Here is a 25,583-nt window from a genome sequence, read left to right as displayed (position 1 = left end):
TGCGGCGGCCGATTAGTTTACCAGCATCGCCGCTTTGCCAGTAAATAAGAATGGATTATAATAAATGTTACTGTCAGTCTCACGCTCGTCGTGATTCCATCGAACGCGAGTGTACGGCCTATTCGCCCACTACAAGCCCTGTTTCGTGCGCGTTACTGGCTCGTCGGCGCGTGTCGGCGACGACAGCGACGGGAGCGGCAAAGGGCGCGGATACGCCTAAATTTACTGCGAGAGTGGATTCTACGATAAAATAAAGTGTGTGGGCTCCGAACCCCAGCACAGATGGCATCGGTACCACACATCGCCGTCGTCGGCGGCGGTTCGACGGGGGCTGGCGTCGCCCGCGACCTCGCGATGCGGGGCTTCGACGTGACGCTCGTCGAACAGGGCAACCTCACGCACGGCACGACCGGCCGAATGCACGGGCTCCTCCACAGCGGCGGTCGGTACGCCGTCGCCGACCAAGCGAGCGCGCGCGAGTGCATCGAGGAGAACCGCGTGCTCCGCGACATCGCGAGCCACTGCGTCGAGGAGACCGGCGGCCTGTTCGTCAAGCGCCCCGAGGACTCCGAAGAGTACTTTCAGGAGAAACTCCGGGGCTGCGAGGCCTGCGACATCCCCGTCGACGTGGTTTCGGGCGCGGAGGCCCGCGAGATGGAACCCCACCTCGCGCCCGACGTCGAGAAGGCGATTGCCGTGCCCGACGCCGCTATCGACCCGTTCCGGCTGGTGGTCGCCAACGCCGCCAGCGCGCAGGAACACGGCGCGCGCGTCGAGACACACTCCACAGTCACGGACTTGCTCGTCGAGGACGGCGAAGTCGTCGGCCTCGAAGTCGAACACGACTCCGGCCCGGGCAAGCACGTCCACGGCAAGGAAGGCGGCACCGAGGAGATTCGGGCCGACCACGTCGTCAACGCGACGGGCGCGTGGGCGGGCCGCATCGGCGACATGGCGGGCGTGGACGTGGCGGTCCGCCCGTCGAAGGGCGTGATGACTGTGATGAACGTCCGGCAGGTCGACACCGTGGTCAACCGCTGCCGGCCGAAGGGCGACGCCGACATCGTCGTCCCCCACGAGACGACGGCCATCCTCGGCACGACCGACGTGGAGGTCGACGACCCCGAGGACTACCCCGAGGAGCAGTGGGAGGTCGACGAGATGATAGACACGCTCTCGGAGCTGGTGCCGATGCTCGCGGAGGCGCGGACGGTGCGGTCGTTCTGGGGCGTCCGGCCGCTGTACGAGCCGCCGGACGTCGCCAGCGACGACCCGACGGACATCACGCGGGACTTCTTCCTGCTCGACCACGCCGACCGCGACGACGTGCCCGGGCTGACGACCGTCGTCGGCGGGAAACTCACGACCTATCGGATGATGGCCGAGTCGGTCGCCGACCACGTCTGCGAGCGCTTCGGCGTCGACGCCGACTGCCGGACGGCGGACGTCCCGCTGCCCGGCAGCGAGGAGTTCTCCGTGCTCCGGGACTACATGGACGAGTTCGGCCTGCGCTCGCCGGTCGGCCGGCGTAGCGTCGAACGTCTCGGGTCGCGCGCCGACGACGTGCTCGACACCGACGAGCCGAACCCGGTCGTCTGCGAGTGCGAGGGCGTCACGCGCGCCGAAATCCGGGACGCAGTCGAGCAGTCCGGGTCGGACCTCAACGCCGTCCGCATCCGCACCCGCGCGTCGATGGGGAACTGTCAGGGCGGGTTCTGCGCGCACCGCATGGCGAGTGAACTCCACGGCGACGGCGGCTACGACGAGCCGACCGCGCGCCGCGCGTTGGACGACCTCCTACAGGAGCGCTGGAAGGGCCAGCGCCACGCGCTCTGGGGCGAACAGCTCTCCCAAGCGATGCTGAACTACGCGCTGCACGCCACCACGCAGAACCGCGACGCGGACCCCGCCGACGGCGGCGACGTGGACTTCACCGCCTTCGACAGCGGTCCAGATGCGGCCCGCACGGACGGAGGGAACCGTGGCGATTGACTCGGACGTCCTCGTGATTGGCGGGGGACTGGCGGGACTGACGAGCGCGCTCGCCGCGGCGCGAGCGGGCGCGGACACCCGACTGGTCTCCTACAAGCAGAGCACGCTCCGGCACGCCTCCGGTCTCGTGGACGTGCTCGGCTACACGCCCGACGGCGACGGCCCGCTCGTCGACCCGTTCGACGCGATTCCCGACCTCCCCGAAGCTCACCCCTACCGGACCGTCGGCACGGAGATGGTCCGCGAGGCGCTGGCGCTGTTCGACGACGCAGTCCCCCACTACCGGGGGTCGCACACGGACGCGAACGCGCTGGTGCCGACCCACGGCGGGACCGTAAAGCCGACCGCGCGCTACCCGGTGGGCGCCAGCGCCGGCGTCGCCAGCGACGACCGCGACGCGCTCCTCGTGGGGTTCGAGGCGCTGGCCGACTTCGACGCGCCGCAGGCCGCTGCACACCTCGACGCCGCCGGCGTCCCCTTCGACGTGCGCGGCGCGACGATTCGGTTCCCAGGCGACCTCCGCGCGGACGCCAAAATCACGCGGTACGCGAAACTGCTCGACGCCGACAGCCGGGTGCCCGTCGACGGCCGCGACCAATCAGTCAGGGCGGCGCTCGCCGAGCGCGTGCGGGCGGAACTCGACGGCGAGGAGCGCGTCGGCTTCCCGGCGATTCTCGGCGACGACGATGCCGCCGGCGTCCGCGAGGCGCTCGCCGACGCCCTCGGCGCGGCCGTCTTCGAGGTTCCGATGGGGCCGCCGTCGCTGCCCGGCCTCCGCCTCGAAGATGCGCTCTTCGACGCGCTCGACTCGGCGGGTGCCAGCATCGAGACGGGGAACCCCGTCGTCGACTACGACGGCGGCGACCGAATCGAGCGCGTGTCCGTCGAGAAGAACGGCGCGCGCATCCCGTACGCCGCCGACCAGTACGTGCTCGCGACCGGCGGCCTCGTCGGGAAGGGTGTGGAGTCCGACCGCGACGCCGTCTACGAACCAATCTTCGACTGCCACGTCGCGCACGCCGGCGACCGCTACGACTGGTTCGAGGACGACGCGTTCGGCGACCACGCCTTCCCCCAGTTCGGCGTCGCCACCGACGACAGCCTGCGGCCCGAGGAAGCGGACGGCAGCACCGAGTTCCCGAACTTGCGGGCCGCGGGGAGCGTGCTCGGCGGCTACGACTTCGCCGCCGAGAAGTCCGGCGGCGGCGTCTCGCTCGCGACGGGGTACGCCGCCGGCCGCGCGGCGGCCGAGGAGACACGATGAGTGACAGCCAATCCACCGACTTCGACCCAGTGGCACCGAACACCGGAGAGGACTTCGAGCCCGTCGACGTCTTCGACGACAGCGACGACTTCGACCTGCGCCCGGGCGCCGACTCCTGTTACAAGTGCTCGACGTGCGACACCAACTGCCCGGTCGCGGAGGTCGACGACGACTTCCCCGGGCCGAAGTTCCAAGGCCCGGAGCAGTGGCGCCTCAAGCGCCGCGACGACGACCACAGCGTCGACGACTCGGTGATGGACTGCTCGAACTGCATGCGCTGCGACAACGCGTGCCCGTCGGGCGTGAACCTCTCCCAGATGCACAACACCGCCCGCGGCGAGTACGTCAGCGAGGAGCTGAGCAAGCTCTCCGTGGAGTACGTGCGCAACCGCCTGCTCGCGAACTACCGCAAGTCGGCGTGGCTGGCGAGCAAGGTGCCGCGGCTCGCGAACGCCGCGGCGAACTTCGGGCCGGCGCGCTGGCTCGGCGAGAAACTGCTCGGCGTCACCGGCGAGCGCGAGTTCCCCGACTTCGCGACGGAGACGTTCACGGAGTGGTGGGCCGCGCAGGGCGGCGCCGCCGGCTCGAAGGAGCGCGCCCGCGAGGCCCGCGAGCGCCGCGGCGAACCGCTGGACGCCGACAAGCGGGTCGCGTACTTCCACGGCTGCTACGCGGAGTACAACACGCCCGAGGTCGCGAAGGCGCTCGTCCGCGTCTACGAGCACTTCGGCTACGAAATCGTCGTCCCGGAGCAGGGCTGCTCGGGCACCCCGATGTTCGCCAACGGAATGCTCGACGACGCGCGCCGCGACGCCGAACTGAACGTCTCCTCGTTCGCGGACCTCGTCGACGAGGGCTACGACGCCATCGCCTCCTGCACGTCGTGCTCGATGGCGATTCGACAGGAGTACCCCGAGCTGTTCGATATCGACGGCATCGACGACGTCGCTGCGAACACCTTCGAATCCGTGGAGTACCTCCGCATCCACGAGGACCTCGAGGGCGAACTCGCGGACGCCGATGTCGGCGACGACCTCGCCGCGGAGTTCGCGTACCACGCGCCGTGTCACGCCCGCAATCAGGGACTGGACCGGCAGGCCGTCGAACTGTTCGGCGACCTCGACGGCGTCGGCGTCGAGGACGTCGGGGACTCCTGCTCGGGCATCTCCGGGACGTACGGCTGGAAGGCCGAGAAGTACGAGACGTCGATGAAAATCGGCGACGAGATGTTCGACCACATGGAGGCCGCCGACGGCGAGACCGGGATGACGGAGTGCCCGACGTGCGCGATGCAGATGGAACACGGCACGGGCTACGACGTCCGTCACCCGCTGGAACTGCTCGAAGCCGCCGTGGTCGCGTGACTCCGGGCTACCAGAGCAACTATGCGGTCGCGCGAACGCGTGAGGCATATGCGAGCGCGTGTCCTCCTCGTCGTGGCGCTGGTACTCATCGCGGGGTGTGGCGGACAGACAAATCCGAACGCCACGGCGGGCGCGAGCGGACCGACTGACGCGACGACGCAGACGGCGACCGAACCGATGAACCCGTGGGGGACAGAGCGGCTGACCGTCGCCGTCCAGACTGGCGCGTACACGGCCCCGGGATACGTGTCGGCAGTTCGGCGCGCGACGGCGTACTGGAACGACCACCGTGCGGCAAGCGAGTACGACGTCGAACTCTCCTTCGAGCGGAACGCGTCGAACCCCGATGTACTCGTCACGTACGAGCCGCGTATCTCGTTCTGCGGCGGCGAGACGAGCGACGGAACGTTCTACTCATGTGTGGACACGTACGCCAGCGGCGAGCGAGCGTCGGGGACGTCGACCGTCCAGTTGGCCGGCGGCTATACGGCAAACGCCACTGAACGCATCGCGACGCGCGCGTTCGCGGCACTACTCTCGGTTCCCGACGGCGCCGAGACGGCTGATTTCCCGGAGCTGGCTTCGCCGTCGAACCGCGACCCGTGGCCCGAACCGGGTCCCGTCGTTGTCGGCGTCGACCAGACGGCGGCCTCGCGGAACGTGACACCGCTGGTCGAGCAGACCGTCGCCTACTGGGAGAGCGTCAACGACACCGCGAAAAACTACACGGCCGACTTCCGCGTCGATGCGAACGTGTCGGACCCCGACGTACTCGTCCAGTTCGTTCCGAACGTCACCACGTGCGGCGTCGAGTCCGGAACGAGTATTCTCGGCTGTGCGCCCGTCCTTGGTGCCGACGACCGCACGTACGAACTGGAAACAATCGAAATCCAGACCGGCTACACCGACGAGAGCACGCTCGAAACACTGAAACACGAGTTCGGTCACTTGCACGGTCGGCTCCATGGGCAGGCGCCGATGCCGCTGATGAGTGCGACCTCTGATGCCGACCGGCTTCCGATTCCCGATGCGAAAACGGTCGCGTATCCGTGGCGAACGACGAACATCTCTGTGGCGGTCGAGGGCGACACCACGGCGTTCGAGCAGGAACAAGTCGACGCGGCGCTGGGATACTTCGAGTCGGGCGCCCAGGGGTTCTTCGAGGCGGAAAAGCCGTCGTTCACGCGCACGCAGAACACGTCGGCGGCGGACATCGTGATTACCGTGTCCGACGACCGTTCGGCGTGCGGCGACGGCTACGGCGGCGGGTCCTGCGGGAACGTCTTTGGCTACAGCACGGACGCCGACGACGCCCTCGAATACTATACCGACGCGACGATTACGACAGCGAACGCCGACGAGGACAGCGTCGCGTGGCATGTCGGCTACTGGCTCGCGTACTCGTTCGGCGCGCAGGACGGAGAGTTCCCCGAGCCGCTGGACGGCGAGAACGACGACCGCGACGGCCGCTGGTGGGAGTGACCGAGAGACGAATCGCGATTACCGCTCGCTACCGCCTCACAGCGGGTAGTCGCGCGGTTCGTGCTGGACGGAAATCCACTTCGTCTCCGTGACCTCGTGGAGGAAGGCGTCGCTGTTGTACGTCCCCATGCCGGACGCGCCGATGCCGCTGAACGGGACGTGGGCTTCGTCGTTGATGGGCTGGTCGTTGATGTGGACGTTGCCGGTCTCCATGCGCTCGGCGATGTCTTTCGCGACCGAGAGGTCGCCGGCGTGGACGCTGCCGGAGAGCCCGTACTCGGTGTCGTTGGCAATTTCGACAGCCTCGTCGACGTCCGAGAACGGGATGACGGGCGCAATCGGCCCGAAGTGCTCGTTGTCCGCGGCCGCCATGTCGTTCGTGACGCCGGAGAGAACGGTCGGCTTGACGACGAGGGAGTCGTCGACGCCGTCGATGTCGGCGGTTTCGCCGCCGGTTTCGAGGGTCGCGCCCGCGTCGATGGTTTCCTCGACGTATTCGAGCATCTCGTCGCGCTGGGACTCGTCGATGATGGGCCCGACCACGGTGTCGGGCTCGTGGGCGCTGCCGACGGCGAGTTCTTCGGCGCGCTCGGTGAGCTTCCGGACGTACTCGTCGTAGACGTCCTCGTGGACGATGTGGCGGTTGATGGAGATGCAGACCTGGCCCTGGTGGACGAACGACCCGAACGTCGCGCCGTCGACGGCGCGGTCCACGTCGGCGTCGTCCGTGACGACGTGGGCGTTGTTGCCGCCGAGTTCCATCGCCGGGATTGCGAGGTTCTCGCCGGCGAGACCGGCGACGTGTTGGCCGACTTCCGTGGAGCCGGTGAACGAGACGACGTCGCTCTCGGGATGGCTGGCGACGCGGTCACCGATTTCAGAGCCACGACCGGTGACCACGTTCACGACGCCCTCGGGGAGGTCGGTCTCTTCGAAGAGCTTCGCGAACAGCAGGCCGCCCGTAATCGGGGAGTTCGTCGACGGCTTGAGGACGACGCTGTTGCCCGCCGCGATAGCCGGGAGGACCGCCCGCGCGCTCAGATTCAGGGGGAAGTTCCAAGGAGAGATGACGGTGACGACGCCCTTCGGGCCTCGCTCGACGATGTTCTCCTTACCGGGGATGTTGGAGTCGGCGTGTTCGCCTTTCATGCGTCGCGGGAGCGTCGCCGCCTCGCCGGCGTGGTCGGAGGCGATTTGGATGGACGTCTCGCCCATAATCCGGGAGCCACCGACCTCGTGGGCCAGCAGGTCGACAACGCCCTCGTCGTGTTCTTGGAGTGCCTGCAGGAACTGCTGGACGACAGCCGAGCGCTGCGCGGGGGGCGTCTGCGCCCACTCGGTCTGGGCTTCGGCGGCGGCCTCGTAGGCGGCGTTCACGTCGCTCTCGGTCCCAGCGGGGACTTCTGCGACGACTTCGCGCGTCGAGGGGTCCTCGACGGCGATGGTCTCCCCGCTGTCGGCGGCGACCCACTCGCCGTCGATGTACTGCTCGCTCCAGTCGGCGTCGATGGACAGGTCGGTAGTCATCTACGTTTTACCAAACGGTAGAAGGCGGTAAAAGCGGGTGGAATGGAGTGACATCCGCCGATTCACAACCGGCGAACAGGTCGGGAGTTTGGGAGAGCGCCGCTCCCATCCGACGTGTTTTACTGTCTGGTAAACAAAGGAGAACCATGAGCCGCAACGACGCATCCACCGACCACGGCCCCGTCCCCGGCGAGCGAGTCCGTCACGGGACGGGCGTCAACTCGAATCGCGCGTTCCCGACGAACAACCACCCGCAGAACCTCGACCCGTTCGTGCTCTTCGAGCGGTTCTACATCGACCCCGAACAGGGGTTCCCGATGCACCCCCACCGCGGGTTCGAAATCGTCTCCTACATGATCGACGGCGGGATGGAACACGAGGACTCGCTGGGCGTCAGCAACGTCGCCGAGGAGGGCGACGCCATGCGCATCACGACCGGCAGCGGCATCCGCCACTCCGAGTTCCCCGCCGGAAATCGGGGCTGTAACGGCCTCCAGTTGTGGGTGAACCTCCCGCGCGACAAGAAAGACGCCGACCCCGACTACGTCGACGCCACCAGCGCGGACCTCCCCACGACGGAGTACGAGGACGCGACGGTGACGACGGTCGTCGGCGACGAGTCGCCGCTGGACCTCCACACGCCCATGGAGTACCTCGACGTCCGCGTCTCGGACGCTTGGGAGTGGACGATTCCCGAGGACTGGACGGGCTTCGTCTACGGCGTCTCCGGCGACGGAACCGTCGACGGCAGCGAGTTCGGCGAGGGCGACGTCTTCACAGTCACGGACGAGACCGCGGTCGAACTCCGCACCGACTCCGCCCTCCGCGTGGTCGCCGTCGCCGGTCAGCCCCACGACGAGCCGATTCAGCAGCGCGGCCCGTTCGTCCTCTGAACGGTCGTCCCGTCGCCGCTGACAGTTCTCTGTTCCCCGATTCGGCAGTCGCTGCCGGCTTTTACCTGATGGTAAATTACTTCCTCGGGGAGCACGGACACACGACTATGGTAGACGTAGCAGTCGTCGGCGGCGGTCCCGCCGGCCTGTCCGCAGCACAGTTCGCAGCCAAAAACGACCTCGAAACAGTCGTCTTCGACACCGACGAGACGTGGATGCACAAGGCCCACCTCTTCAACTACCCGGGCGTCCGCTCCATGGACGGGATGACCTTCGTCGACATCGCGCAGAAGCAAGCGAAGGCCCGCGGCGCCGACCTCCACGAGGACGAGGAAGTCACCGCCGTCGAGCAGTCCGGTGACGGCTTCTCGCTCACGACCGCCGACGGCGACTACGAGGCCGACTACGTCGTGCTCGCGACCGGCGGTAACCGCGACCTCGCCGAAGACCTCGGCTGCGAGTTCACCGACGAGGACGTCGTCGACGTCAACCTCGACATGGAGACCAGCGTCGAGGGCGTCTACGCGACCGGCGCGATGGGTCGCGCCGAGAAGTGGCAGGCCGCCATCGCTGTCGGCGACGGCGCCGCCGCAGTTCTCGACATCCTCTCGAAGGAGAAGGGCGAGTACTACCACGACTTCGACATGCCGTCGGACGTCCCCGAACTGTAACGCGGCCGCTTCTCACCCGATATTTTTCGCGTGACTGCCCAGCGACAGCGCACCCGCTGGACGCAGTGAACGCAGCAGAAACAGAGCGGGCTAGTCGTCGCGCTCCAGCGAGTCCAGCACGAACTCGTCGATTGCCGCGCGGGCTTCCGCGGGCGCGTCCTCGTGCCCGAGGGAGATGCGGCGCTCGCGGGCCGCGTGAATGACGTCCGTGATTAGCTGCCCCATCCGTTCGGCGTTCACCTCACGGAAGACGCCCTGCTTGATGCCGTCCTCGATGACGGCGACGATGCTGCCGCGGAGCCGCGCGTAGTGCTCCTCGAAGAGCTCGCGGTGCTCGTCGTCGTTTCGCGCGTGTGCGTACAGCTCGTGGTACACCTTCATGCGGTCCCAGTGCGTGAACTCCTCGAACTCCGGCCCGAACAGACACTGGTCGATGCGCGCGTCCAACTCCGACCGCGGGTCCATGTCCTCGGCAACCTCGACGCTGCCCTCGTACTGGTCGATGACGTACTTCAGGAACGACGACAGCAAGTCGTACTTCCCGTCGAAGTGGTAGTGGATGACCTGCCGCGACAGCTCCATCTCCGCGCCGATGTCCCGGACCCGGACGTCCTTGTACCCGTGCTCGCTGAGCGCCCGGAACGTCGCCTCCATAATCTCCTCGCGGGTGTCGTTTGCGCCGACTATCCCGTCTGCCTCGCTCATTACTGTTCTGTTGGGGCGGTAGACTCATATCGGTTTCTTCGTCGCCCTGCCGGCGACAGTGTTACTCGGGCGGGTCCGCGTCGTCACCGAACCCACTCCCGTACCTATCGAGCACTTCCGTGACGGTGACTTCGTAGGCGTCGTACCACTCCGTCCACCGTCGTTTCGCTCGTTCGTGGGCGTCGACGGCGCCGAACTCGTCGAGCGCGTCCAGCGACTCCCAGTAGTAGACGACGAGCACCTCGTCGCTCTCCGGGTCGTTCCACGTGCGCTTGCCCCGATACCCGTCCGTGTCTTCGGCGGCTGCCTGTATTCGGTCGTCGAGCTCGTGGAACTCGTCGTCGTACTCCCCGGGGTCGAGGCGGAAGGTAACGAGGTACATCGATACCTCTCCAATCGCCTGCGGGAGACAAGAGCCTTCCCCGAATGTCTCATCTGACCGAACTCGCACACGATACGCGGTACTCATCGGCGTAAGTTCAGTAGAAGCGGGTTGGGCGGATTGTGAACCTCCGGAAGACGTGCTCGCTCACTGCGTTCGCTGCGCGCGACTTCCGTGGTTCGAATCCGCCGAACGCCATTCACACGAGTACTTCACGCGAAGCGACAGAGCAGTCGCTTCGCGGTGAAGGTTTCAGAGAATGGGTTGGAGCGGATTGTGAACTGGAGCAAGACGGTCGCTCGCTATCACTCGCGCTGCGTCTTGCAGAGTTCAAGTCCGCCCGAACACCACACAACCGAGACGACGCGAGAGACACAGAGGTCTCTCGCGGTCGTTGCGTCAGTAGAAGTGGGTGGGGGCGGATTGTGAACCTCCGGAAGACGTGCTCGCTCACCGCGTTCGCTGCGCGCGACTTCCGTGGTTCAAATCCTTCCAACCGCGCCACACGCGTCGCTCGGAGGCGAGCGACGCGAGAAGTATGGGTTGGGGCGGATTGTGAACCTCGCCGAGACGTTCGTCCTCGCTCCGCTCGGACGCTGCGACTCGTCTGGTTCAAATCCGCCGAACGCCACACAACCGAGACGACGCGAGAGACACGGAGGTCTCTCGCGGTCGTTGCGTCGGTAGAAGTGGGTTGGGGCGGATTTGAACCGCCGACCTCCTCCATGTCAAGGAGGTGTCATAGCCTGACTAGACCACCAACCCGCGGCGGTCTTCGAACGCATTCCAGCGTAGTCCGGGGGTACAGTTGAAGGTTTCGAATCGCCGTACGCGTGGGGGTGAGTCCCCCGGCAGAGTTAAGTCACCGTACAGACTTGTACACTACAACGCGAAACAGTACATTGGTGTCCACAATGCAGGAATACATCGAGCGCGTCACCGCCGGCGAGGACCTCACCCTCGACGAAGCGCGTGACGCCGTCACACGGCTGTTCGAGGACGCGACAGACGCTGAAATCGGCGCGCTGCTCGCCGCGCTCCGCGCGAAAGGCGAGACCGAACCCGAAATCGCGGGGTTCGCGCAGGGGATGCGCGACGCCGCCCACACCATCGACCCGGACCGCGACCCGCTCGTCGACACCTGCGGCACGGGCGGCGACGACTACGACACCATCAACGTCTCCACGACGTCGACGATGGTCGTCGCGGGTGCCGGCGTCCCCGTCGCGAAACACGGCAACTACTCGGTCTCCTCGTCGTCGGGGAGTTCCGACGTACTCGAAGAAGTCGGCGTCGACCTCGACGCCAGCCCCGAAGCGGTCGAGGAGACCATCGAGGAGCACGGCATCGGCTACATGCACGCGCCCGCGTTCCACCCCGCGATGAAGGCGGTCATCGGGCCGCGCCGCGAACTCGGCATCCGGACCATCTTCAACGTGCTCGGCCCGCTCACGAACCCCGCGGGCGCGGACGCCCAAGTCGTCGGCGTCTACGACCCCGACCTCGTGCCCGTCATCGCGCGCTCGCTCTCGCACATGGGCGTCGACCGCGCGCTCGTCGTCCACGGCGACGGGCTCGACGAGTTCGCACTCCACGGCGAGTCCGTCGTCGCGGAACTCGACGGCGGCGACGTCGAGGAGTACACCGTCACGCCCGCGGACTTCGGCCTCGACGAGGCACCTATCGAGGACGTTTCGGGAGGAACACCCGAGGAGAACGCCCGGGACCTCCGTGGCATCGTCACCGGCGACGTCACTGGCCCGAAGCGCGACATCATCCTCGCGAACGCGGGCGCCGCAATCTACGTCGCCGGCGAGGCCGATTCGCTGAAGGAGGGGGCCGAGCGCGCGGCGGAAGCCATCGACTCGGGCGCCGCCGGCGAGACGCTGGAGACGCTTCGCGACCCCGCGACGGCGACGCGATGACGCGCGCGAAAATCTGCGGGCTGACGAAGGAGGCCGACCGCCGCGTGGCTGTCGACGCCGGCGCGGACGCGCTCGGGTTCATCGTCGATGTCCCCGTGGACACGCCCCGCGAGGTGAGCGTCGAGCGCGCCGCCGACCTCGTCGCGGGCGCGCCACCGTTCGTCACCACGGTGCTCGTCACGATGCCCGACACACCAGAGCGCGCGGTCGAACTGGTCGACCGCGTGAACCCGGACGCCGTTCAACTCCACAGTGACGTCTCCGTCACTGACGTCGAACACGTCGCGGCGAACACGTCGGCGGCAGTCCTGAAGACTGTCGACGCCGCCGACCCCGACGGCGCGCGCTACGACGACGCCGCCGACGCGCTACTCGTCGACTCCGTGGACGCAGAGGGCGCCGGCGGCACGGGCCGCACGCACGACTGGGACGCCACCCGCGAGTTCGCCGATTCGGTGGACTCGCCGATCGTGCTCGCGGGGGGACTCACCCCCGAGAACGTCGCCGAGGCCGTCGCGACCGTCGACCCGTTCGCGGTTGACGTGGCCTCGGGTGTCGAGCGCACGGGCGGCGAGAAGGACCACGACGCAGTTCGGCGGTTCGTCGCGAACGCGACCGGGCAGCGCGAGGTGGAAGCGTGACCGACGCCGACGAGGCCGCTGCAGGGCTGGACACCACGCGCAGCGAGTTCGCCGACCTCGCGGCCGACGGTCCCGCCGTGGTCCGCGTCGCCGCGGAACTCGACGTCGACGCGTCGCCGCTGACCGCGTACGCCGCGCTCACGGAGGGGGTCTCCGCGAGCGCCGCGAGCGGAGGTTCGTCACACGAGCAGCGCGAGTGTGACGGTAATTATGGATTCCTGCTGGAGAGCGCCGAGAAGACGTCCGCGAGCGACCCGGACGGTGCGTTCCGACCGTCGGACGCGAACGAGGACCGCCACGCGCGCTACTCGTTCGTCGGCTACGACCCCGCTGCCGTCGTCACCGCCCACCCCGACGGAACGGAGGTGCAGGCGCTGCGCGACGACCGCGTGACGGAGTTCCTCGACGCCGGCGACGGCGACGTGCTCGACCAACTCCGCGGGACGCTCCCGGACGTCGAGCGCCGCGGCTTCCCCGACGAGGACCGCCAACTGCTCGACGGCGGACTCGTCGGTTTCCTCGCGTACGACGCGGTCTACGACCTCTGGCTCGACGAGGTGGGCGTCGAGCGCCCCGACACGCCGCTGCCCGACGCCGAGTTCGTGCTCACGACGCGCACGCTCGTCTTCGACCGCGCGACCGACACCGTCTCGCTCGTGTTCACGCCGCTGGTGGGCGCCGACGACGACCCGGCCGAGGTGTACGACGGCCTCGTCGCTGAAGCCGAGCGCGTGCAGCGCGAACTCGCTGCGGCCCCCGGCCCCGAGTTCGGCGGGTTCGACGTCACCGACGAGCGCGCCGGGCCGCGCGACGACTACGAGGACAGCGTCGAGAAAGCCAAGGAGGCGGTGCTCGACGGCGAAGTCTATCAGGCGGTCGTCTCCCGCACGCGCGAACTCGACGGCGACGTCGACCCGCGCGGCCTCTACGCGGCGCTGCGGGATGTCAACCCTTCGCCGTACATGTTCTTGCTGTCGCACGACGACCGCACTGTCGTCGGCGCCAGCCCCGAGACGCTGGTCGCCGTCCACGACGACACCGTGCTGAACAACCCCATCGCGGGCACCTGCTCGCGTGGTTCGAGCCCCGTCGAGGACCGGCGGCTGGCCGGCGAGATGCTCGCCGACGAGAAGGAGCGCGCCGAGCACACGATGCTCGTGGACCTCTCCCGGAACGACGTGCGCCGCGTCAGCGAACCCGGGAGCGTGCGCGTCCCCGAGTTCATGCGCGTGCTCAAGTACAGCCACGTCCAGCACATCGAGTCCACGGTGACGGGCACGCTCCAGGACGGCCGGGACGCCTTCGACGCGACCCGCGCGTCGTTCCCCGCGGGCACGCTCTCTGGCGCGCCGAAGGTCCGTGCGATGGAGCACATCCACGCGCTCGAAGCGTCGCCGCGGGGTATCTACGGCGGCGGCGTCGGCTACTTCTCGTGGAACGGCGACGCCGAGTTCGCCATCACGATTCGGTCCGCGACGATAAGCCACGCGGGCGAGCGGAGCGAGTCCGCGGAACGAGCGAGTAGCGAGGGACGGAGTCCCTCGGACCGTTCAAGCGGGCGGAGCCCGCGAGAAGACGGCGACGAGCCGCGAGCAGTAGACACCCTCCGCGTGCGCGCCGGCGCTGGCATCGTCGCCGACAGCGACCCCGCCGCGGAGTACGACGAGACGGAGGCGAAGATGGACGGCGTGCTCGCGGCCGTCGACCGCATCCGCGAGGAGAGCGAGGAGCCGACCCCACCGGAGGTAGAGAAATGAACGTCCTGTTCGTCGACAACTTCGACTCGTTCACGTACAACCTCGTGGAGTACGTCTCCGAGCAGCGCGTCGACGGCGAGCGCCCGGCGACGACCGTGCTGAAGAACACCGCGAGCATCGAGGAGGTGCGCGACGTGGACCCGGACGCCATCGTCGTCAGTCCCGGTCCCGGCCACCCGAAGAACGAGCGCGACGTCGGCGTCACCGCGCCCGTCCTCCGCGAAGTCAGTCCGGAGGCGCCGACGCTCGGCGTCTGTCTCGGGATGGAAGCGGCGGTGTACGAGTACGGCGGCACGGTCGACCGCGCGCCCGACCCGATGCACGGCAAGACCAGTCCCGTCGAGCACGATGGCCGCGGCCTCTTCGACGGCATCGAGCAGGAGTTCCCGGCGGCCCGGTACCACTCGCTGGCCTGCGGCGCGATTCCGGACTGCTTCGAGGTGTCGGCGCGCACCGACCACGACGGCACCGAACTCGCGATGGCCGTCCGCCACCGCGAACACCCGATTGCGTGCGTGCAGTTCCACCCCGAGAGCGTACTCACGGCCGCCGGCCACGACCTCGTGGAGAACTTCCTCGCGTCCGTCTAGAAACCGCCGAGGACGTTAATCACGACCCACGCCGCGCCCACGAGTATCGTCGCGATGACGAGCAGTTTCCACGCGACACTGAGCACGAACCGTCCGACCAGCACGATGACGGTGATTGCGACGAGCGCGACCAACAGCGTGCCCAGCGGGGACGACGTCAGGCCGCCGAGTGCGAGCGCGAGTGCAGCGAGCATGCTCGGGTCCACGCAGACCACCGACTTAAGCGAGGTGGCACGCTGGCGGGGTGTGCCCCCTTCGGTTCCACTGGACGACCGGAACTGAAACCCGGGCCACGTCGGTGGCTTCGGCCGGCCACAGTCGACCACTTTCACCACGCTTTGAGTAGCGTTATATCCGCTCCAGCCTAACGGTTCAAGCACGCGGATTCAGGGCGATTTGTGGACCGTCAGCACGGGGGGCCGGAAGCGCAACTACTAACCTCCCGTGCCCGGTACCTTGTCGTCCCTATCGACACCCGGAATTAGACCATCCATGATACACCAACAACCCACTACACGGACTGTACCGAGGAGTGACTGTCAATGAGCACGCCGAACGTCTCCGCGGACGAAGTCCAGCTCCCCATCAAGCGGACGACCGGCGACTCGCTCGAAGAACGACTCACTGCTAACGCATACCACAACATCCTGCCGGCGCGCTACCTCCGCAAGAACACCGACGGCGAACTCGTCGAGGAGCAGGAGGACCTCTTCGTGCGCGTCGCCAAGAACATCTCGCTGGCGGAAGTCGTCTACGAGAGCGACGAGCCGGTGACGGTCACGCCCGACCAGCTCAAGCCCGACCACCCGCGCCGCGACGAACTCGCCGAGGAAGTGTTCGGCGAGGGCGTCTCCCAAGACGACGACGCCGAGGTCGAACTCACCGAGAGCAACGTCAACAAGTTCGCCTACGACACCGTCGTCCCCGAACTCGACGACGACGACGTCCGCGAGCACGTCGAAGCCCAGCGCGAGGAGTTCCAGAGCCTCATGCAGGACCTCTCCTTTATGCCGAACTCCCCGACGCTGATGAACGCCGGCGACGAGCTCCAGCAGCTCTCGGCGTGCTTCGTCGACTCCCCGGACGACGACATCACCGACATCCACCAGACCGCCAAGGAGGCCGCGGAGGTCTTCCAGTCCGGCGGCGGCATGGGGTACGCGTTCTGGAAGCTCCGCCCGTACGGCGACACCGTCGGCTCCACTGGCGGCATCGCCTCCGGCCCGCTGACGTTCATGGAGACGTTCGACCAGATGTGCGAGACCATCGCGCAAGGCGGCGCACGCCGCGGCGCGCAGATGGCCGTGATGCGAGTCAGCCACCCGGACGTCATCGAGTTCATCCACGCGAAGAACAAGGACGTCTCGCTGGCGCACACGCTCAAACTCAACGACCCCGACGACTACACGTACACGGAGTTCTCGGAAGCCCTCGAAGAGGCCCGCGAACTCATCGACGAGGACGGCCGCGTCCCCGAACACCTCCGCAACGCCGTCGAGGGCCACCTCTCGAACTTCAACATCTCCGTGGGCGTCACGGACGGCTTCATGGAGGCCCTCGAGAACGGCGAGGAGTACACGTTCACGAACCCCCGCACCGAGGAGCCCCACATCGCCACCGAGGAGACCGAGGAGATGTACTCCCGGTACGACCTCGGCGAGTACGTCACGCCCGGCGAGGAACTCACGCTCCCCGCGGAACTGGTCTGGGAGCGCATCGTCCAAGGCGCCCACGAGAACGGCGAACCCGGCGTCATCTACCTCGAACGCGTCAACAAGCAGCACTCCTTCGACGTCGAAGAACACCCCGACCACCGCATCCTCGCGACGAACCCCTGCGGCGAGCAGCCCCTCGAAGAGTACGAGGCGTGTAACCTCGGCCACATCAACCTCTCGACGCTCGCCGCGCAGAACGCCCCCGACTGGCGCGTCTGGAGCGAGAACAACGAGTTCGACAGCCTCGAAGACGGCGTCGACCGCTTCCTCGAAGACGCTCTCGACACCGAGGCGTTCGACCACCGCATCGAGCAGGGCACGCGCTTCCTGGAGAACGTCGTCACGATGTCGGACTTCCCCGTCGAGGAGATCGAAGAGAAGGTCGCCGAGATGCGGAAGGTCGGCCTCGGCGTCATGGGCCTCGCGCAGCTGTACATCCAGCTCGGCGTGAAGTACGGCAGCGAGGAGGGCAACGAGATCGCGCGCCAGGTCATGCGCCGCATCAACCACGGGTCGAAGGAAGCCAGCCACGACCTCGCCACCGAGCGCGGGAGCTTCGACGAGTGGGACAAGTCCAAGTACGCTGACCCCACCGAGTACCCCGAGTGGTTCGAACACCACACGGGCGAGGACCCGGCCGACTGGGCGGACGGCTACCCGATTCGCAACCACAACACGACGACCATCGCGCCGACCGGCACCACGTCGATGGTCGGGAACACCACGGGCGGCTGTGAGCCCATCTACAACGTCGCCTACTACAAGAACGTCAGCGACGACGTGCAGGGCGACGAGATGCTCGTGGAGTTCGACGACTACTTCCTCCGCACGCTGGAGGCCAACGACATCGACGTCGACGCGGTCAAAGAAGAAGCCCAAGCGCAGATGTCGAACAACGAGTTCGACGGCGTCGACGGGCTGACGACCGTCCCGGACTCCATCGGCGAGCTGTTCGTCGTGACCTCCGACCTCTCCGGGAAGGACCACGCGGCGGTCCAGACGGCCTGCCAGCAGGGCGTCGACTCCGCCATCTCGAAGACGTGTAACTTCCCGAACGACGCGTCCGTCGAGGACATGGACGAAGTGTACCGCTACATCTACGAGAACGGTGGCAAGGGCGTCACCGTCTACCGCGACGGCACCCGCAGCAAGCAGGTGCTGACGACGCGCGCCGAGAACACCGAGTTCTCCCAGATGGACGAGGACGAGGCCGCCGAAGCCATCGTCGAGACCATCGAGGAGACGTTCGGCGGCATCGAGGGCTTCCTCGACAACGAGGACGTCCAGGCCGCGTTCGGCGAGGACCTCCGCGACATCTTCGCGGGCGAGGAGGACGCCTTCGACGGCGAGTTCGCCGAGAAGCAGGCTCGCCCCGACCTCCTCCACGGCGTCACCCAGCGCGTCGACACGGGCTACGGGAAGCTCTACGTCACCATCAACGAGGACCCCGAGCGCGAGCGGCCGTTCGAGCTGTTCGCGAACACGGGCAACAGCGGTGGCTTCACCGGCTCGTTCACCGAGGCGCTCGCGAAGACCATTTCGGTGGCGCTGCGCTCCGGCGTCGACCCCGAAGAGATTGCGGCCAAGCTTCAGGGCATCCGCTCCCCGAAGGTCGCCTGGGACAAGGGCGAACAGGTCAACTCCATCCCGGACGCGTTCGGTACCGCGCTGCGGCGCTACCTCGACGGTGACGTCGACCGCGCCGCCTACCCCCAGCAGCAGCGTCTCGGCGAAGTGGCCGACGGCGCTTCGACGCCCGAGACTGACGGCGGCGCCGCGGCCGACCCCGCTGTCGGCGGCCCGCAGGGTCCGTCGAACGCCGGCGAGGAACAGCAGACCGAACAGGACGCCACGCAGTCGCTCATCGACGCGGGCGAGAGCCCCGAGTGCCCGGACTGCGGGTCGATGACGCTGTACTACAGCGAAGGCTGCAAGACCTGCGAGTCCTGTGGCTGGAGCGAGTGCTGAACTGAGTCAGTAACCGCTCTGCGTTCTTTTCCCGTTCTCGGCGCGCGAGGGACACGCCTATGCTCGTCGCGCACGCAGCCACGGGTATGAGCGAGCAGTCGACGGGCACGGAACGCGGCGGCAGCCGCTGTCCGATGTGCGACGCGGCGATGTTCAAGCGCCACTGCAAGTACGTCTGCCCGCAGCACGGCGTCCTGTACGATTGTTCGGACACCTTCTGGGTGTCGTAGCGAACCCTCAAATGTGGGGACGAGACCACCTGAGGGCGTGGCAGACCAGACCTACACTGACGAGGACTGTCTGAACGCGCTGCGCGCGGCGGCTGAACAGTTCGGACGGTCGCCACCTCGCCGAACGTACGAGGAAGCTGGATTCCGGCCATCGGCTTCGGTGATTTCGAGTCGATTCGGCTGTTGGAGTGACGCGAAGCGGAGTGCGGGGATTCCGGTGACTGACGGTGGCCGGCCGCCGAAGCCGGTTCGGTCCGACTTCTTCGAAGCAATCGATTCGCCGACGACCGCGTACTGGCTTGGGATGTTGTTCGGTGACGGAAGCCTGGTGGAGCGCGAGCACGGACACCGCGTCCAGTTAACTCAACACGCTACGGACGCGGAACGACTGCGGGCGTTCAAACGAACCATCCGCGCGGAGAACGCGATTATCGAAGACGGGGACGTGCGCCACATTCGAATCGGTGACCCGGAGTTCGTTGCCCACCTGATGAGTCACAACTTCACGACTACGAAGGGGTTCGACGGGACGCTGCCGGCGTTGCGGGCGTGGTCACTCCGCCGAGGATTCCTTCGGGGACTCTCTGACGCCGACGGATACGTGGGTAAACACAAGTGGACGATTACGGACGGCAATCCGAGGCGCCTTCGTGCGCTTCAATCATGGATTCCGTTCGATTCGGACATCGTTTCGGAGGAGTACGACCACCGGTCGTGGGCGTACCTGCGGGTTTCGGGCGTGCTTCCGTCGCTGTATCACTGGCTGTACCCCGACCGGAAGCGGACGAGGCCCGCGCTCGCTCGGAAGCGAGAGACCGCGATTTCTGTCGTCAAATATGCGGTAGATTAACTATGCCACGCCCGGTACGCGACCGGACTCAACAGGACGGCGGCCGCGAGTACGCTGCCCGCGACGATAATGGGGTTCACGTCCGTCGCAGCCATCGTGAACGCGTCGAGTCCGCTGCCGAGTGCGACAGTCGCGACGACCCACGGGAGTTCCCCGACGAACGTCCCGGCCACGAACGACCGGGGGGTCACGTCGCCGGCGCCCGCTGCGGCCGAAACCGGCTCCGCTGGCGTGGGCGCGAACCGCGCGGCGACCAGTCCCCGTACGTCGCCCGTCGCAGCAAAGAACCGGCGGCTCCCGTCAGTGAAGCGCCCGAAAAGTCGGCCGTCTGCGGGCGCATACCGGCCCGCGGCGTACGCCGGGAGGCTCGTGGCGACCGCGCCGCTGAGCGCGATTGGCACGCCCGCGACGAGGCCGTACTGGAAGCCGACGAGCGCGGACAGCACGCTGATGGGCCACCCCAGCAGCGGGCGGACAGCGTAGAGGCCGACCAGCAGCACGGGGAACCACGGGCTCGCAAGCGCACTTTGTAGCGCGCCGAGCGCGTCGGCCGGCCGCGCCACGGCGGCGAGCACGAGCACCGCCGTGAGCGCGGCGCCGGCCGCGTACCGTTTCATCGCCGCGTGCTACCCGAGCAGCGGGTTTAGCGTTGTCCATTCGGGCGTCGCGCAAGCGTTAAGCGCGCGCTCGCCCCACCACGACACATGACCGACGGCGACGCCGGGAACGTCGAGGACCCCGTGGAACTCGGCGTGGAGTTGCTCGCGAACCTCGAATTCGAGTCGCTGCCCGTCGCCGACGCCGTCGACCGCCTCGAAACCGTGACAACGCACCCGCGGACCACTCGCGAGATTCTCGAAGAAGCCGAACGCCGCGGCGTCGTCGAGCGCGAGGGCGGCGACGTCCAACCGCAGGGCGGCAGCTACGTCTCCTTCCAATCCGACGTCATCACCAAAGAGGGCGAGTTCTCGTGTCGGCGCTGTGGCGCGTCCATCAACACGGGCTACTTCATCAACTTCGAGCACGGCGAACTGGGCGCGTTCGGGTCGTCGTGCATCCGCAAAGTCACGGGCCGCGAGTAACTACTCCTCGTCGACGAGGTCGCGCAGCGCAGCGAGTCGGTCGCGCTGGGCCTCGATGACGGCTTCTTGGGCTTCGAGGGCTTCCTGCTGGCGCGCCGCGAGCTCGCGCTGCTCGGCCAGCGCGTCCGCGAGTTCCTCGACGGTCTCTTCGAGGTCGTCGAGTTCCGCGTCCAGTTCCTCGGGGTCGACGGGCGGTTCGACCTTCGCGGCGGCGGTCTGGAAGCCGCTGGACGCGAACTCGTCGCTGTCCGCGCCGTCTGCCGGTTCGCCGGTCTCGGCCGCTGCTGTCGAAGCCGCCGCTTCTCCTCCCGCACTCGCTCCGTCGCCGCTCGCCTCTTCGTCGTCCTCACCGACGCCGCTCGTGTCGATTGGGTCGACGCCGCCGCCGAACGACACTTCCTCGGTCGTCGAGCCTGCGTCCTCGTCGACGTTCATGCGCTCGAACTCCGCGGCGCCCGAGGCGTCGTGATACGCGTAGACGGCTTCCTCGACGGTCTCGCGGACGTCGCGGAACTGCTCGTTGGGCGCCTTGATGCGCTGGGTGCGCGTGGTCGTTTCGAGGACAAGTTGGCTGGAGACGTTGCCGTCCTCGACGTCGATACCGGTCACCGAGTCGTAGCCGATTTCCTCGTAGTCGGTGCCCCAGACGGCCGAGCCGATGTGCTTGACGACGCGGTCGCTGGTCACCACGAGCGTGAGTTCGCTGAACCGGTACGTGCGCTTGACCGTCTCTCCGGGCTGTGTCACGTCGGCAGCGTTCAGCACGCCCGCGAGAATCGGGTGGAGCACGTCGTCGAGTTTCCCCGACGGCACCGAGAACGACTCCTCGCCGTCCAGTCCGTAGTCCAGCGTGAGTTTCGCCTTCCGTCGACCCTCGCTGACCGCGATCCCTTCGGCGTCGTGCGGGAACTCCTCGACGTTCTCGTCGCTCAACAGGCCATCGGCCGTGTAGACGAGCGTCCGCGACGGCGTGACGAACACCGCGTCCTCCCCCTTCAACGGCACGTGTGCGGCGACGTCCTCGTCCCCGAGCGAGGATTGGACGAGCGCAGGTACGTTCATGTTCGCCCGAAGCAACCGCCTCGGCTTAAACCCGGCGGGTGCGTCGACCGAGATAAGAAGGTTCAAGAGCGACCTCGCCCTAGCCGGAATCGAGCCCGGGTGGCTTAGCTGGTCATAGCGCCGCACTCATAGGGTTCCGAGCTTCGGTGCGGCATCCCACTCGCCACGTGGATGCTCAGCATGTCCGCGAGGCCCGCCGAGCCTCGAACCTGGGACATGCGGAGATCGAGGGTTCAAAACCCTCCCCGGGCACTTTCACTACGTCGCTCACGACGGCGAGCGACAGCCACGTGAAGTGACGGCGGCGGTTTTGAACCCGACGAGACGCAGCGTGAGCGGCGAAGCCGCGAGCGACCGTCTCGGCTCGGTTCACAAATCCTCCCCGGGCACTTCTTCAACTTCGACCGTCGAGTAGCGGCTCTGGACGCCCGACGAACCCTCCGAATCCCGAGTGACGACTCCGGAGTGCTCGGGAGGACTCGGGAGCCGTCGAATCGCCGCCAATAACGGTTGTGGCCGGACGAATCGCCGAAATCCCGAAACGCCCTTAGAACGGATTGTAAAACGTTTCGGCGATTCTTAGGCCGTCGTAAAACGTCCCGAAATCGGGGTTACTCGCGGTGAAACGTACTGAAATCCGGGCAACGGTCGACCCCCTATATGGGGTCGGCGCCAGTAGGGTGGAGTAGACGAGGTGAGACCCAATGTCTGCCCCCTCCCGCTCCGCAATCGCCGAGGTCGCATCGGACGCCGTGAACACCCCCGCGTCCGCCACCCTCCTGAAGCCCTTCGAGGTCGCGGGCTTCTGGGCGGCGGTCACGCTCCCGTTCCTGTACACCCCGCTGGTCGTCGCGGGCCCCGACACGACGGCCCAACAGACCGCACTCGTCGCGATGGTCGCCCTCCACGTCGTCGCGCTCGTGCTCGGTCACCGCCACAAGTCGAACTGACGACTCGAAGACGCGCCGCTTAACACCGCCCCCCATCACGGTCCCCGTATGGGTCTCGACGCTGTTTCGCTCGGCGACACCGGGCTCCGCGTCTCCGAAGTCGCCTTCGGGACGTGGCGCTTCGGCCGCGAGAACGACGCCGGCGAGGTCGAAGTCGGCCGCGAGCGCGCACACGAACTTCTCGACGCGTACGCCGACGCCGGCGGCCGTTTCGTCGACACCGCAGACATGTACGGCAGCGGCCGCGCCGAGCAGTACATCGGCGAGTGGCTCGCCGGCCGCGACCGCGACGAGTACGTCGTCGCCTCCAAAATTTACTGGCCCACTCGCGAGGGCCCGAACGGCCGCGGCCTCAACCGCAAGCACCTCCGGAACAACGTCGACGCGATTCTGGAGCGCCTCGATACCGACTACCTCGACGTACTCTACATCCACCGCTGGGACGACCGGACGCCCGCCCGCGAGTTCATGCGCACGCTCGACGAGTTCGTCCGCGACGGGAAGGTCCACTACCTCGGCGCGTCGACGTTCGAGCCGAACGCGTGGAAGGTCGCGAAGGCCAACGAGATCGCGCGCCGCGAGGGGTACGAGCCGTTCACTGTCGTCCAGCCCCGGTACAACGCGGTCAACCGGGAAATCGAGGCGACGTACCTCGACATGTGCCGGGACTACGACCTCGGCGTCGTGCCGTGGTCGCCGCTGGCCGGCGGCTTCCTCACGGGGAAGTACGCGCGCGGCCAAGCACCGCCGGCGGGGACGCGGGGCGCGACTGACCAGCAGTTCGTGGACTCGTATCTCACCGCGGAGAACTTCGACGCGCTCGAAGAGGTCGAAGCCGTCGCCGGGGAGGTCGGCGCGACGCCCGCGCAGGTGTCACTCTCGTGGCTGCTCCACCACGAGCAGGTCGTCGCACCGATTACGGGCGCTCGCACGCCCGAGCAACTCCGCGAGAACCTCGCGGCCGCGGACCTCACGCTGAGCGCCGACCAGTTCGACCGCATCGCTCGCGCGAAGTAGCTACCCCCACGCGGCGCGGACGTTCCCCAGTTCCTCGGCGAGTGCGCGGCGCTTCAGCAGGCAGAAGCCCGCGAAGATGACGGCGAAGCCGGCGACCGTGTGCGGGGTAATCGGCTCCGCGAGCACGAGCAGGCCGACGACCGCGGCGAAGACCGGCGCGACGTAGCTCACGAGGTTGATTTCGATGGGGCCGAGTCGGTCCAGTAGCTCGAAGTAGACGAGGAAGCCGGCGGCGCTGGCGACCAGCGAGAGGTACCCGATGGCGAACAGCGCGTCCGTGTTCCGCGGAATCGTCTGCGTCTCGCCGCGCGCGAGGCTGGCTGCGTGCATGAGGAGCGCGCCGAGCAGCATCGCCCACGCTTCCATCGTCTCGATGTCGAGGTCGTCGTCGACGCGCTGGGTGAGCACGCTCCCGAGCGCGAAGCACGACGACGCCCCGAACACGAGGAGGACGCCGACGGTGTTCCCGCCGAGGAGGTTCGACGGGTCGGGGTTCGAGAGCACGACGACGCCGACGAGTCCGAGCAGGAGGCCGGCGATGCCGCCCGCGGAGAGCCGTTCGGCGGGGAGGAACGCCCGCGCGAATCCGGTCGTGAGGACGGGGCTGAGGCTGACGACGACGGCGGCGACGGCGCTGGTCGTCTGCTGTTCGCCCACGAAGAGGAGCGCGTGGTAGGCGGCGATGAGGAAGACGGCGGCGATAGCGACGACGGTCCAGTCCGCACGCGACTGTGGGAGCCAGTTGTCGGCGGCGTACGCCGCGTACGCGAGCATCAGCACGCCCGCGACGTCGTAGCGGACGGCCGCGAACAGCACGGGCTCGAACCCGGCGTCGAGGCCCGCTTTGATGGCGACGAACGCCGACCCCCATGCCGCTGCGAGCGCGAGAAACAGCGCGGCGTTCCGGTAGTTGGTCACGCCGACCCTCCGAGTGGGGCGACGTTTACGCTTTCGGAGCCGTACCCGTTTTGCCGCTGCCGGCTACCGGGTGCGTTCGTCGTGGAGCGCGCGAAGCACGTCCTGTCGGGTGACGATGCCGACGACGACGTCGTCCTCGATGACGGGGACACGGTTGACGTCGCGTTCGTCGGCGGCGAGGATGCCGAGCACGTCGTCGACGCTGGCGTCCGGGCCGACCGTGAGCACGTCCCGCGTCATAATCTTCGAGACGGGCTTGCCGGCGCTCTTCGCGAGGTCCAGTTCGGTCTCCAGTTCGTTCCACGAGAGGTCGATGCCGTAGTCGAGCGTCTCGAGGAACGGCGGCAGTCCGATGGGAATCCAGACGGTGTGGTCTTTGGGCTGGAACAGCTCTACGAAGTCCCGCTGGGTGATCACGCCGACGAGTCGGTCGTCGTCGTCGACGACGGGGAAGCCGGTGAAGTCACGCCGGGCGAGCTGCTGGAGGACGTCGCTGACTTCGTCGTCCTCGTGGACGGTTTCGACGTCTTCGGTCATCAGGTCGCGTGCCTGCATACGGGAGTCCTCGGGGCCGCGACACGTATCGTTTTGGATGCGG

The 25,583-nt window shown here is 67.4% G+C and carries 24 protein-coding genes, 2 tRNA genes and 1 pseudogene; 18 read left to right on the top strand and 9 right to left on the bottom strand.

The features are described 5' to 3' along the window. Nucleotides 1–282: 282 nt before the first annotated feature. From glpA to AVZ66_RS09625, 4 genes are read left to right on the top strand one after another with little or no spacing between them, the layout of a single operon-like run. Nucleotides 283–1,992, top strand: coding sequence for an anaerobic glycerol-3-phosphate dehydrogenase subunit GlpA (gene glpA, locus AVZ66_RS09640; RefSeq protein WP_058983868.1), 1,710 nt, complete (start codon nucleotides 283–285; stop codon nucleotides 1,990–1,992). Further along, nucleotides 1,982–3,256: a glycerol-3-phosphate dehydrogenase subunit GlpB gene (glpB, locus tag AVZ66_RS09635; RefSeq protein ID WP_058984695.1), complete on the top strand. Its 1,275-nt coding sequence runs from the start codon at nucleotides 1,982–1,984 to the stop codon at nucleotides 3,254–3,256. Before glpA ends, glpB begins: the two co-directional genes overlap by 11 nt. Beyond that, on the top strand, nucleotides 3,253–4,620 hold the full coding sequence (locus AVZ66_RS09630) for an anaerobic glycerol-3-phosphate dehydrogenase subunit C (RefSeq protein WP_058983867.1): 1,368 nt from the start codon (nucleotides 3,253–3,255) through the stop codon (nucleotides 4,618–4,620). The genes glpB and AVZ66_RS09630 overlap by 4 nt, the downstream gene beginning before the upstream one ends. A 48-nt stretch (nucleotides 4,621–4,668) precedes the next feature. Next, nucleotides 4,669–6,102, top strand: coding sequence for a hypothetical protein (locus tag AVZ66_RS09625; RefSeq protein ID WP_058983866.1), 1,434 nt, complete (start codon nucleotides 4,669–4,671; stop codon nucleotides 6,100–6,102). Nucleotides 6,103–6,138: 36 nt separating this feature from the next. Here AVZ66_RS09625 and AVZ66_RS09620 read toward each other — a convergent pair whose 3' ends face one another. After that, a complete protein-coding gene (locus AVZ66_RS09620) occupies nucleotides 6,139–7,629 on the bottom strand; it encodes an aldehyde dehydrogenase family protein (RefSeq protein WP_058983865.1) in 1,491 nt (496 codons plus the stop codon). A 146-nt stretch (nucleotides 7,630–7,775) separates the two neighbouring features. Between AVZ66_RS09620 and AVZ66_RS09615 the strand changes: the two genes are divergently transcribed. Beyond that, nucleotides 7,776–8,522, top strand: coding sequence for a pirin family protein (locus AVZ66_RS09615; protein WP_058983864.1), 747 nt, complete (start codon nucleotides 7,776–7,778; stop codon nucleotides 8,520–8,522). Nucleotides 8,523–8,629: 107 nt separating this feature from the next. Next, nucleotides 8,630–9,193: an NAD(P)/FAD-dependent oxidoreductase gene (locus AVZ66_RS09610; protein ID WP_058983863.1), complete on the top strand. Its 564-nt coding sequence runs from the start codon at nucleotides 8,630–8,632 to the stop codon at nucleotides 9,191–9,193. Nucleotides 9,194–9,283: 90 nt separating this feature from the next. Here AVZ66_RS09610 and AVZ66_RS09605 read toward each other — a convergent pair whose 3' ends face one another. From AVZ66_RS09605 to AVZ66_RS09595, 3 genes are all read right to left on the bottom strand, one after another. Beyond that, complete coding sequence (locus AVZ66_RS09605) at nucleotides 9,284–9,898, bottom strand: TetR/AcrR family transcriptional regulator (protein ID WP_058983862.1); 615 nt, start codon at nucleotides 9,896–9,898, stop codon at nucleotides 9,284–9,286. A 61-nt stretch (nucleotides 9,899–9,959) separates the two neighbouring features. Then, nucleotides 9,960–10,280, bottom strand: coding sequence for an antibiotic biosynthesis monooxygenase (locus tag AVZ66_RS09600; RefSeq protein ID WP_058983861.1), 321 nt, complete (start codon nucleotides 10,278–10,280; stop codon nucleotides 9,960–9,962). Nucleotides 10,281–10,970: 690 nt separating this feature from the next. Then, nucleotides 10,971–11,045, bottom strand: a tRNA-Val gene (locus tag AVZ66_RS09595). A 149-nt stretch (nucleotides 11,046–11,194) separates the two neighbouring features. Here AVZ66_RS09595 and trpD point away from each other — a divergent pair. From trpD to trpG, 4 genes are read left to right on the top strand one after another with little or no spacing between them, the layout of a single operon-like run. Next, complete coding sequence (trpD, locus tag AVZ66_RS09590; protein WP_058983860.1) at nucleotides 11,195–12,205, top strand: anthranilate phosphoribosyltransferase; 1,011 nt, start codon at nucleotides 11,195–11,197, stop codon at nucleotides 12,203–12,205. Further along, nucleotides 12,202–12,846 carry a phosphoribosylanthranilate isomerase gene (locus AVZ66_RS09585; protein WP_058983859.1) on the top strand — a complete coding sequence of 215 codons (645 nt, stop codon included), beginning with the start codon at nucleotides 12,202–12,204 and terminating at the stop codon, nucleotides 12,844–12,846. Before trpD ends, AVZ66_RS09585 begins: the two co-directional genes overlap by 4 nt. A 26-nt stretch (nucleotides 12,847–12,872) precedes the next feature. Then, a complete protein-coding gene (gene trpE, locus AVZ66_RS09580) occupies nucleotides 12,873–14,603 on the top strand; it encodes an anthranilate synthase component I (RefSeq protein WP_082678872.1) in 1,731 nt (576 codons plus the stop codon). Then, a complete protein-coding gene (gene trpG, locus AVZ66_RS09575; RefSeq protein ID WP_058983857.1) occupies nucleotides 14,600–15,193 on the top strand; it encodes an anthranilate synthase component II in 594 nt (197 codons plus the stop codon). Before trpE ends, trpG begins: the two co-directional genes overlap by 4 nt. Here the strand turns inward: trpG and AVZ66_RS09570 are convergent. After that, the gene (locus AVZ66_RS09570) at nucleotides 15,190–15,387 is read right to left on the bottom strand and encodes a hypothetical protein (RefSeq protein WP_058983856.1); all 198 of its coding nucleotides are present in this window, start codon (nucleotides 15,385–15,387) and stop codon (nucleotides 15,190–15,192) included. The two genes, trpG and AVZ66_RS09570, sit on opposite strands and share 4 nt — an antisense overlap. Before the next feature lie 348 nt (nucleotides 15,388–15,735). Here AVZ66_RS09570 and AVZ66_RS09565 point away from each other — a divergent pair, with 348 nt between their 5' ends. The 4 genes and pseudogenes from AVZ66_RS09565 (at nucleotide 15,736) to AVZ66_RS09560 (ending at nucleotide 19,956) form a co-directional block, all read left to right on the top strand. Then, entirely contained in the window at nucleotides 15,736–18,876 is a 3,141-nt protein-coding gene (locus AVZ66_RS09565) for an adenosylcobalamin-dependent ribonucleoside-diphosphate reductase (RefSeq protein WP_058983855.1), read from the top strand. 86 nt (nucleotides 18,877–18,962) lie between these two features. Further along, nucleotides 18,963–19,106, top strand: a complete 144-nt coding sequence (locus AVZ66_RS16650) for an HVO_2523 family zinc finger protein (protein ID WP_197407749.1) — start codon at nucleotides 18,963–18,965, stop codon at nucleotides 19,104–19,106. 13 nt (nucleotides 19,107–19,119) lie between these two features. Further along, a pseudogene (locus AVZ66_RS17155) lies at nucleotides 19,120–19,308 on the top strand (homing endonuclease associated repeat-containing protein); the annotation flags it as partial. A 15-nt stretch (nucleotides 19,309–19,323) separates the two neighbouring features. Beyond that, complete coding sequence (locus tag AVZ66_RS09560) at nucleotides 19,324–19,956, top strand: hypothetical protein (RefSeq protein ID WP_157575642.1); 633 nt, start codon at nucleotides 19,324–19,326, stop codon at nucleotides 19,954–19,956. On the opposite strand, the gene AVZ66_RS09555 is transcribed toward AVZ66_RS09560, so the two are convergent. Beyond that, nucleotides 19,953–20,573, bottom strand: coding sequence for a TVP38/TMEM64 family protein (locus tag AVZ66_RS09555; protein ID WP_058983853.1), 621 nt, complete (start codon nucleotides 20,571–20,573; stop codon nucleotides 19,953–19,955). The genes AVZ66_RS09560 and AVZ66_RS09555 overlap by 4 nt on opposite strands. An 87-nt stretch (nucleotides 20,574–20,660) precedes the next feature. On the opposite strand from AVZ66_RS09555, the gene AVZ66_RS09550 reads away from it, so the two are divergent. Beyond that, nucleotides 20,661–21,038, top strand: a complete 378-nt coding sequence (locus AVZ66_RS09550) for a DUF5830 family protein (protein WP_058983852.1) — start codon at nucleotides 20,661–20,663, stop codon at nucleotides 21,036–21,038. Here the strand turns inward: AVZ66_RS09550 and AVZ66_RS09545 are convergent, their stop codons facing one another. Continuing rightward, entirely contained in the window at nucleotides 21,039–22,100 is a 1,062-nt protein-coding gene (locus AVZ66_RS09545) for a hypothetical protein (RefSeq protein ID WP_058983851.1), read from the bottom strand. Nucleotides 22,101–22,193: 93 nt separating this feature from the next. On the opposite strand from AVZ66_RS09545, the gene AVZ66_RS16260 reads away from it, so the two are divergent. From AVZ66_RS16260 to AVZ66_RS09535, 3 genes are all read left to right on the top strand, one after another. Further along, nucleotides 22,194–22,352: transfer RNA gene (locus AVZ66_RS16260), tRNA-Met, on the top strand. A gap of 452 nt (nucleotides 22,353–22,804) precedes the next feature. After that, nucleotides 22,805–23,050, top strand: coding sequence for a hypothetical protein (locus tag AVZ66_RS09540; RefSeq protein WP_058983850.1), 246 nt, complete (start codon nucleotides 22,805–22,807; stop codon nucleotides 23,048–23,050). A gap of 48 nt (nucleotides 23,051–23,098) precedes the next feature. Then, nucleotides 23,099–24,067, top strand: coding sequence for an aldo/keto reductase (locus tag AVZ66_RS09535; RefSeq protein ID WP_058983849.1), 969 nt, complete (start codon nucleotides 23,099–23,101; stop codon nucleotides 24,065–24,067). Here AVZ66_RS09535 and AVZ66_RS09530 read toward each other — a convergent pair whose 3' ends face one another. After that, a complete protein-coding gene (locus AVZ66_RS09530; protein ID WP_058983848.1) occupies nucleotides 24,068–24,985 on the bottom strand; it encodes a DMT family transporter in 918 nt (305 codons plus the stop codon). 63 nt (nucleotides 24,986–25,048) lie between these two features. Next, nucleotides 25,049–25,540: a CBS domain-containing protein gene (locus AVZ66_RS09525; RefSeq protein ID WP_058983847.1), complete on the bottom strand. Its 492-nt coding sequence runs from the start codon at nucleotides 25,538–25,540 to the stop codon at nucleotides 25,049–25,051. Nucleotides 25,541–25,583: the final 43 nt, after the last annotated feature.

The organism is Halobacterium sp. CBA1132, from assembly GCF_001485535.1.
In the GTDB taxonomy this organism is placed as follows: Archaea; Halobacteriota; Halobacteria; order Halobacteriales; family Halobacteriaceae; genus Halobacterium.
This window is presented reverse-complemented; position numbering and strand designations above follow the sequence as displayed.

Bases quoted from the DNA above. Each gene is read 5' to 3' on its own strand.
- AVZ66_RS09545 (WP_058983851.1), bottom strand. From the start codon at position 22,100: ATGAACGTACCTGCGCTCGTCCAATCCTCGCTCGGGGACGAGGACGTC.
- AVZ66_RS09535 (WP_058983849.1), top strand. From the start codon at position 23,099: ATGGGTCTCGACGCTGTTTCGCTCGGCGACACCGGGCTCCGCGTCTCC.
- AVZ66_RS16650 (WP_197407749.1), top strand. From the start codon at position 18,963: ATGAGCGAGCAGTCGACGGGCACGGAACGCGGCGGCAGCCGCTGTCCG.
- AVZ66_RS09550 (WP_058983852.1), top strand. From the start codon at position 20,661: ATGACCGACGGCGACGCCGGGAACGTCGAGGACCCCGTGGAACTCGGC.
- AVZ66_RS09525 (WP_058983847.1), bottom strand. From the start codon at position 25,540: ATGCAGGCACGCGACCTGATGACCGAAGACGTCGAAACCGTCCACGAG.
- AVZ66_RS09605 (WP_058983862.1), bottom strand. From the start codon at position 9,898: ATGAGCGAGGCAGACGGGATAGTCGGCGCAAACGACACCCGCGAGGAG.
- AVZ66_RS09625 (WP_058983866.1), top strand. From the start codon at position 4,669: ATGCGAGCGCGTGTCCTCCTCGTCGTGGCGCTGGTACTCATCGCGGGG.
- AVZ66_RS09620 (WP_058983865.1), bottom strand. From the start codon at position 7,629: ATGACTACCGACCTGTCCATCGACGCCGACTGGAGCGAGCAGTACATC.
- AVZ66_RS09555 (WP_058983853.1), bottom strand. From the start codon at position 20,573: ATGAAACGGTACGCGGCCGGCGCCGCGCTCACGGCGGTGCTCGTGCTC.
- AVZ66_RS09615 (WP_058983864.1), top strand. From the start codon at position 7,776: ATGAGCCGCAACGACGCATCCACCGACCACGGCCCCGTCCCCGGCGAG.
- glpA (WP_058983868.1), top strand. From the start codon at position 283: ATGGCATCGGTACCACACATCGCCGTCGTCGGCGGCGGTTCGACGGGG.
- AVZ66_RS09630 (WP_058983867.1), top strand. From the start codon at position 3,253: ATGAGTGACAGCCAATCCACCGACTTCGACCCAGTGGCACCGAACACC.
- AVZ66_RS09570 (WP_058983856.1), bottom strand. From the start codon at position 15,387: ATGCTCGCTGCACTCGCGCTCGCACTCGGCGGCCTGACGTCGTCCCCG.
- AVZ66_RS09540 (WP_058983850.1), top strand. From the start codon at position 22,805: ATGTCTGCCCCCTCCCGCTCCGCAATCGCCGAGGTCGCATCGGACGCC.
- AVZ66_RS09565 (WP_058983855.1), top strand. From the start codon at position 15,736: ATGAGCACGCCGAACGTCTCCGCGGACGAAGTCCAGCTCCCCATCAAG.
- AVZ66_RS09600 (WP_058983861.1), bottom strand. From the start codon at position 10,280: ATGTACCTCGTTACCTTCCGCCTCGACCCCGGGGAGTACGACGACGAG.
- trpG (WP_058983857.1), top strand. From the start codon at position 14,600: ATGAACGTCCTGTTCGTCGACAACTTCGACTCGTTCACGTACAACCTC.
- trpD (WP_058983860.1), top strand. From the start codon at position 11,195: ATGCAGGAATACATCGAGCGCGTCACCGCCGGCGAGGACCTCACCCTC.
- AVZ66_RS09610 (WP_058983863.1), top strand. From the start codon at position 8,630: ATGGTAGACGTAGCAGTCGTCGGCGGCGGTCCCGCCGGCCTGTCCGCA.
- AVZ66_RS09585 (WP_058983859.1), top strand. From the start codon at position 12,202: ATGACGCGCGCGAAAATCTGCGGGCTGACGAAGGAGGCCGACCGCCGC.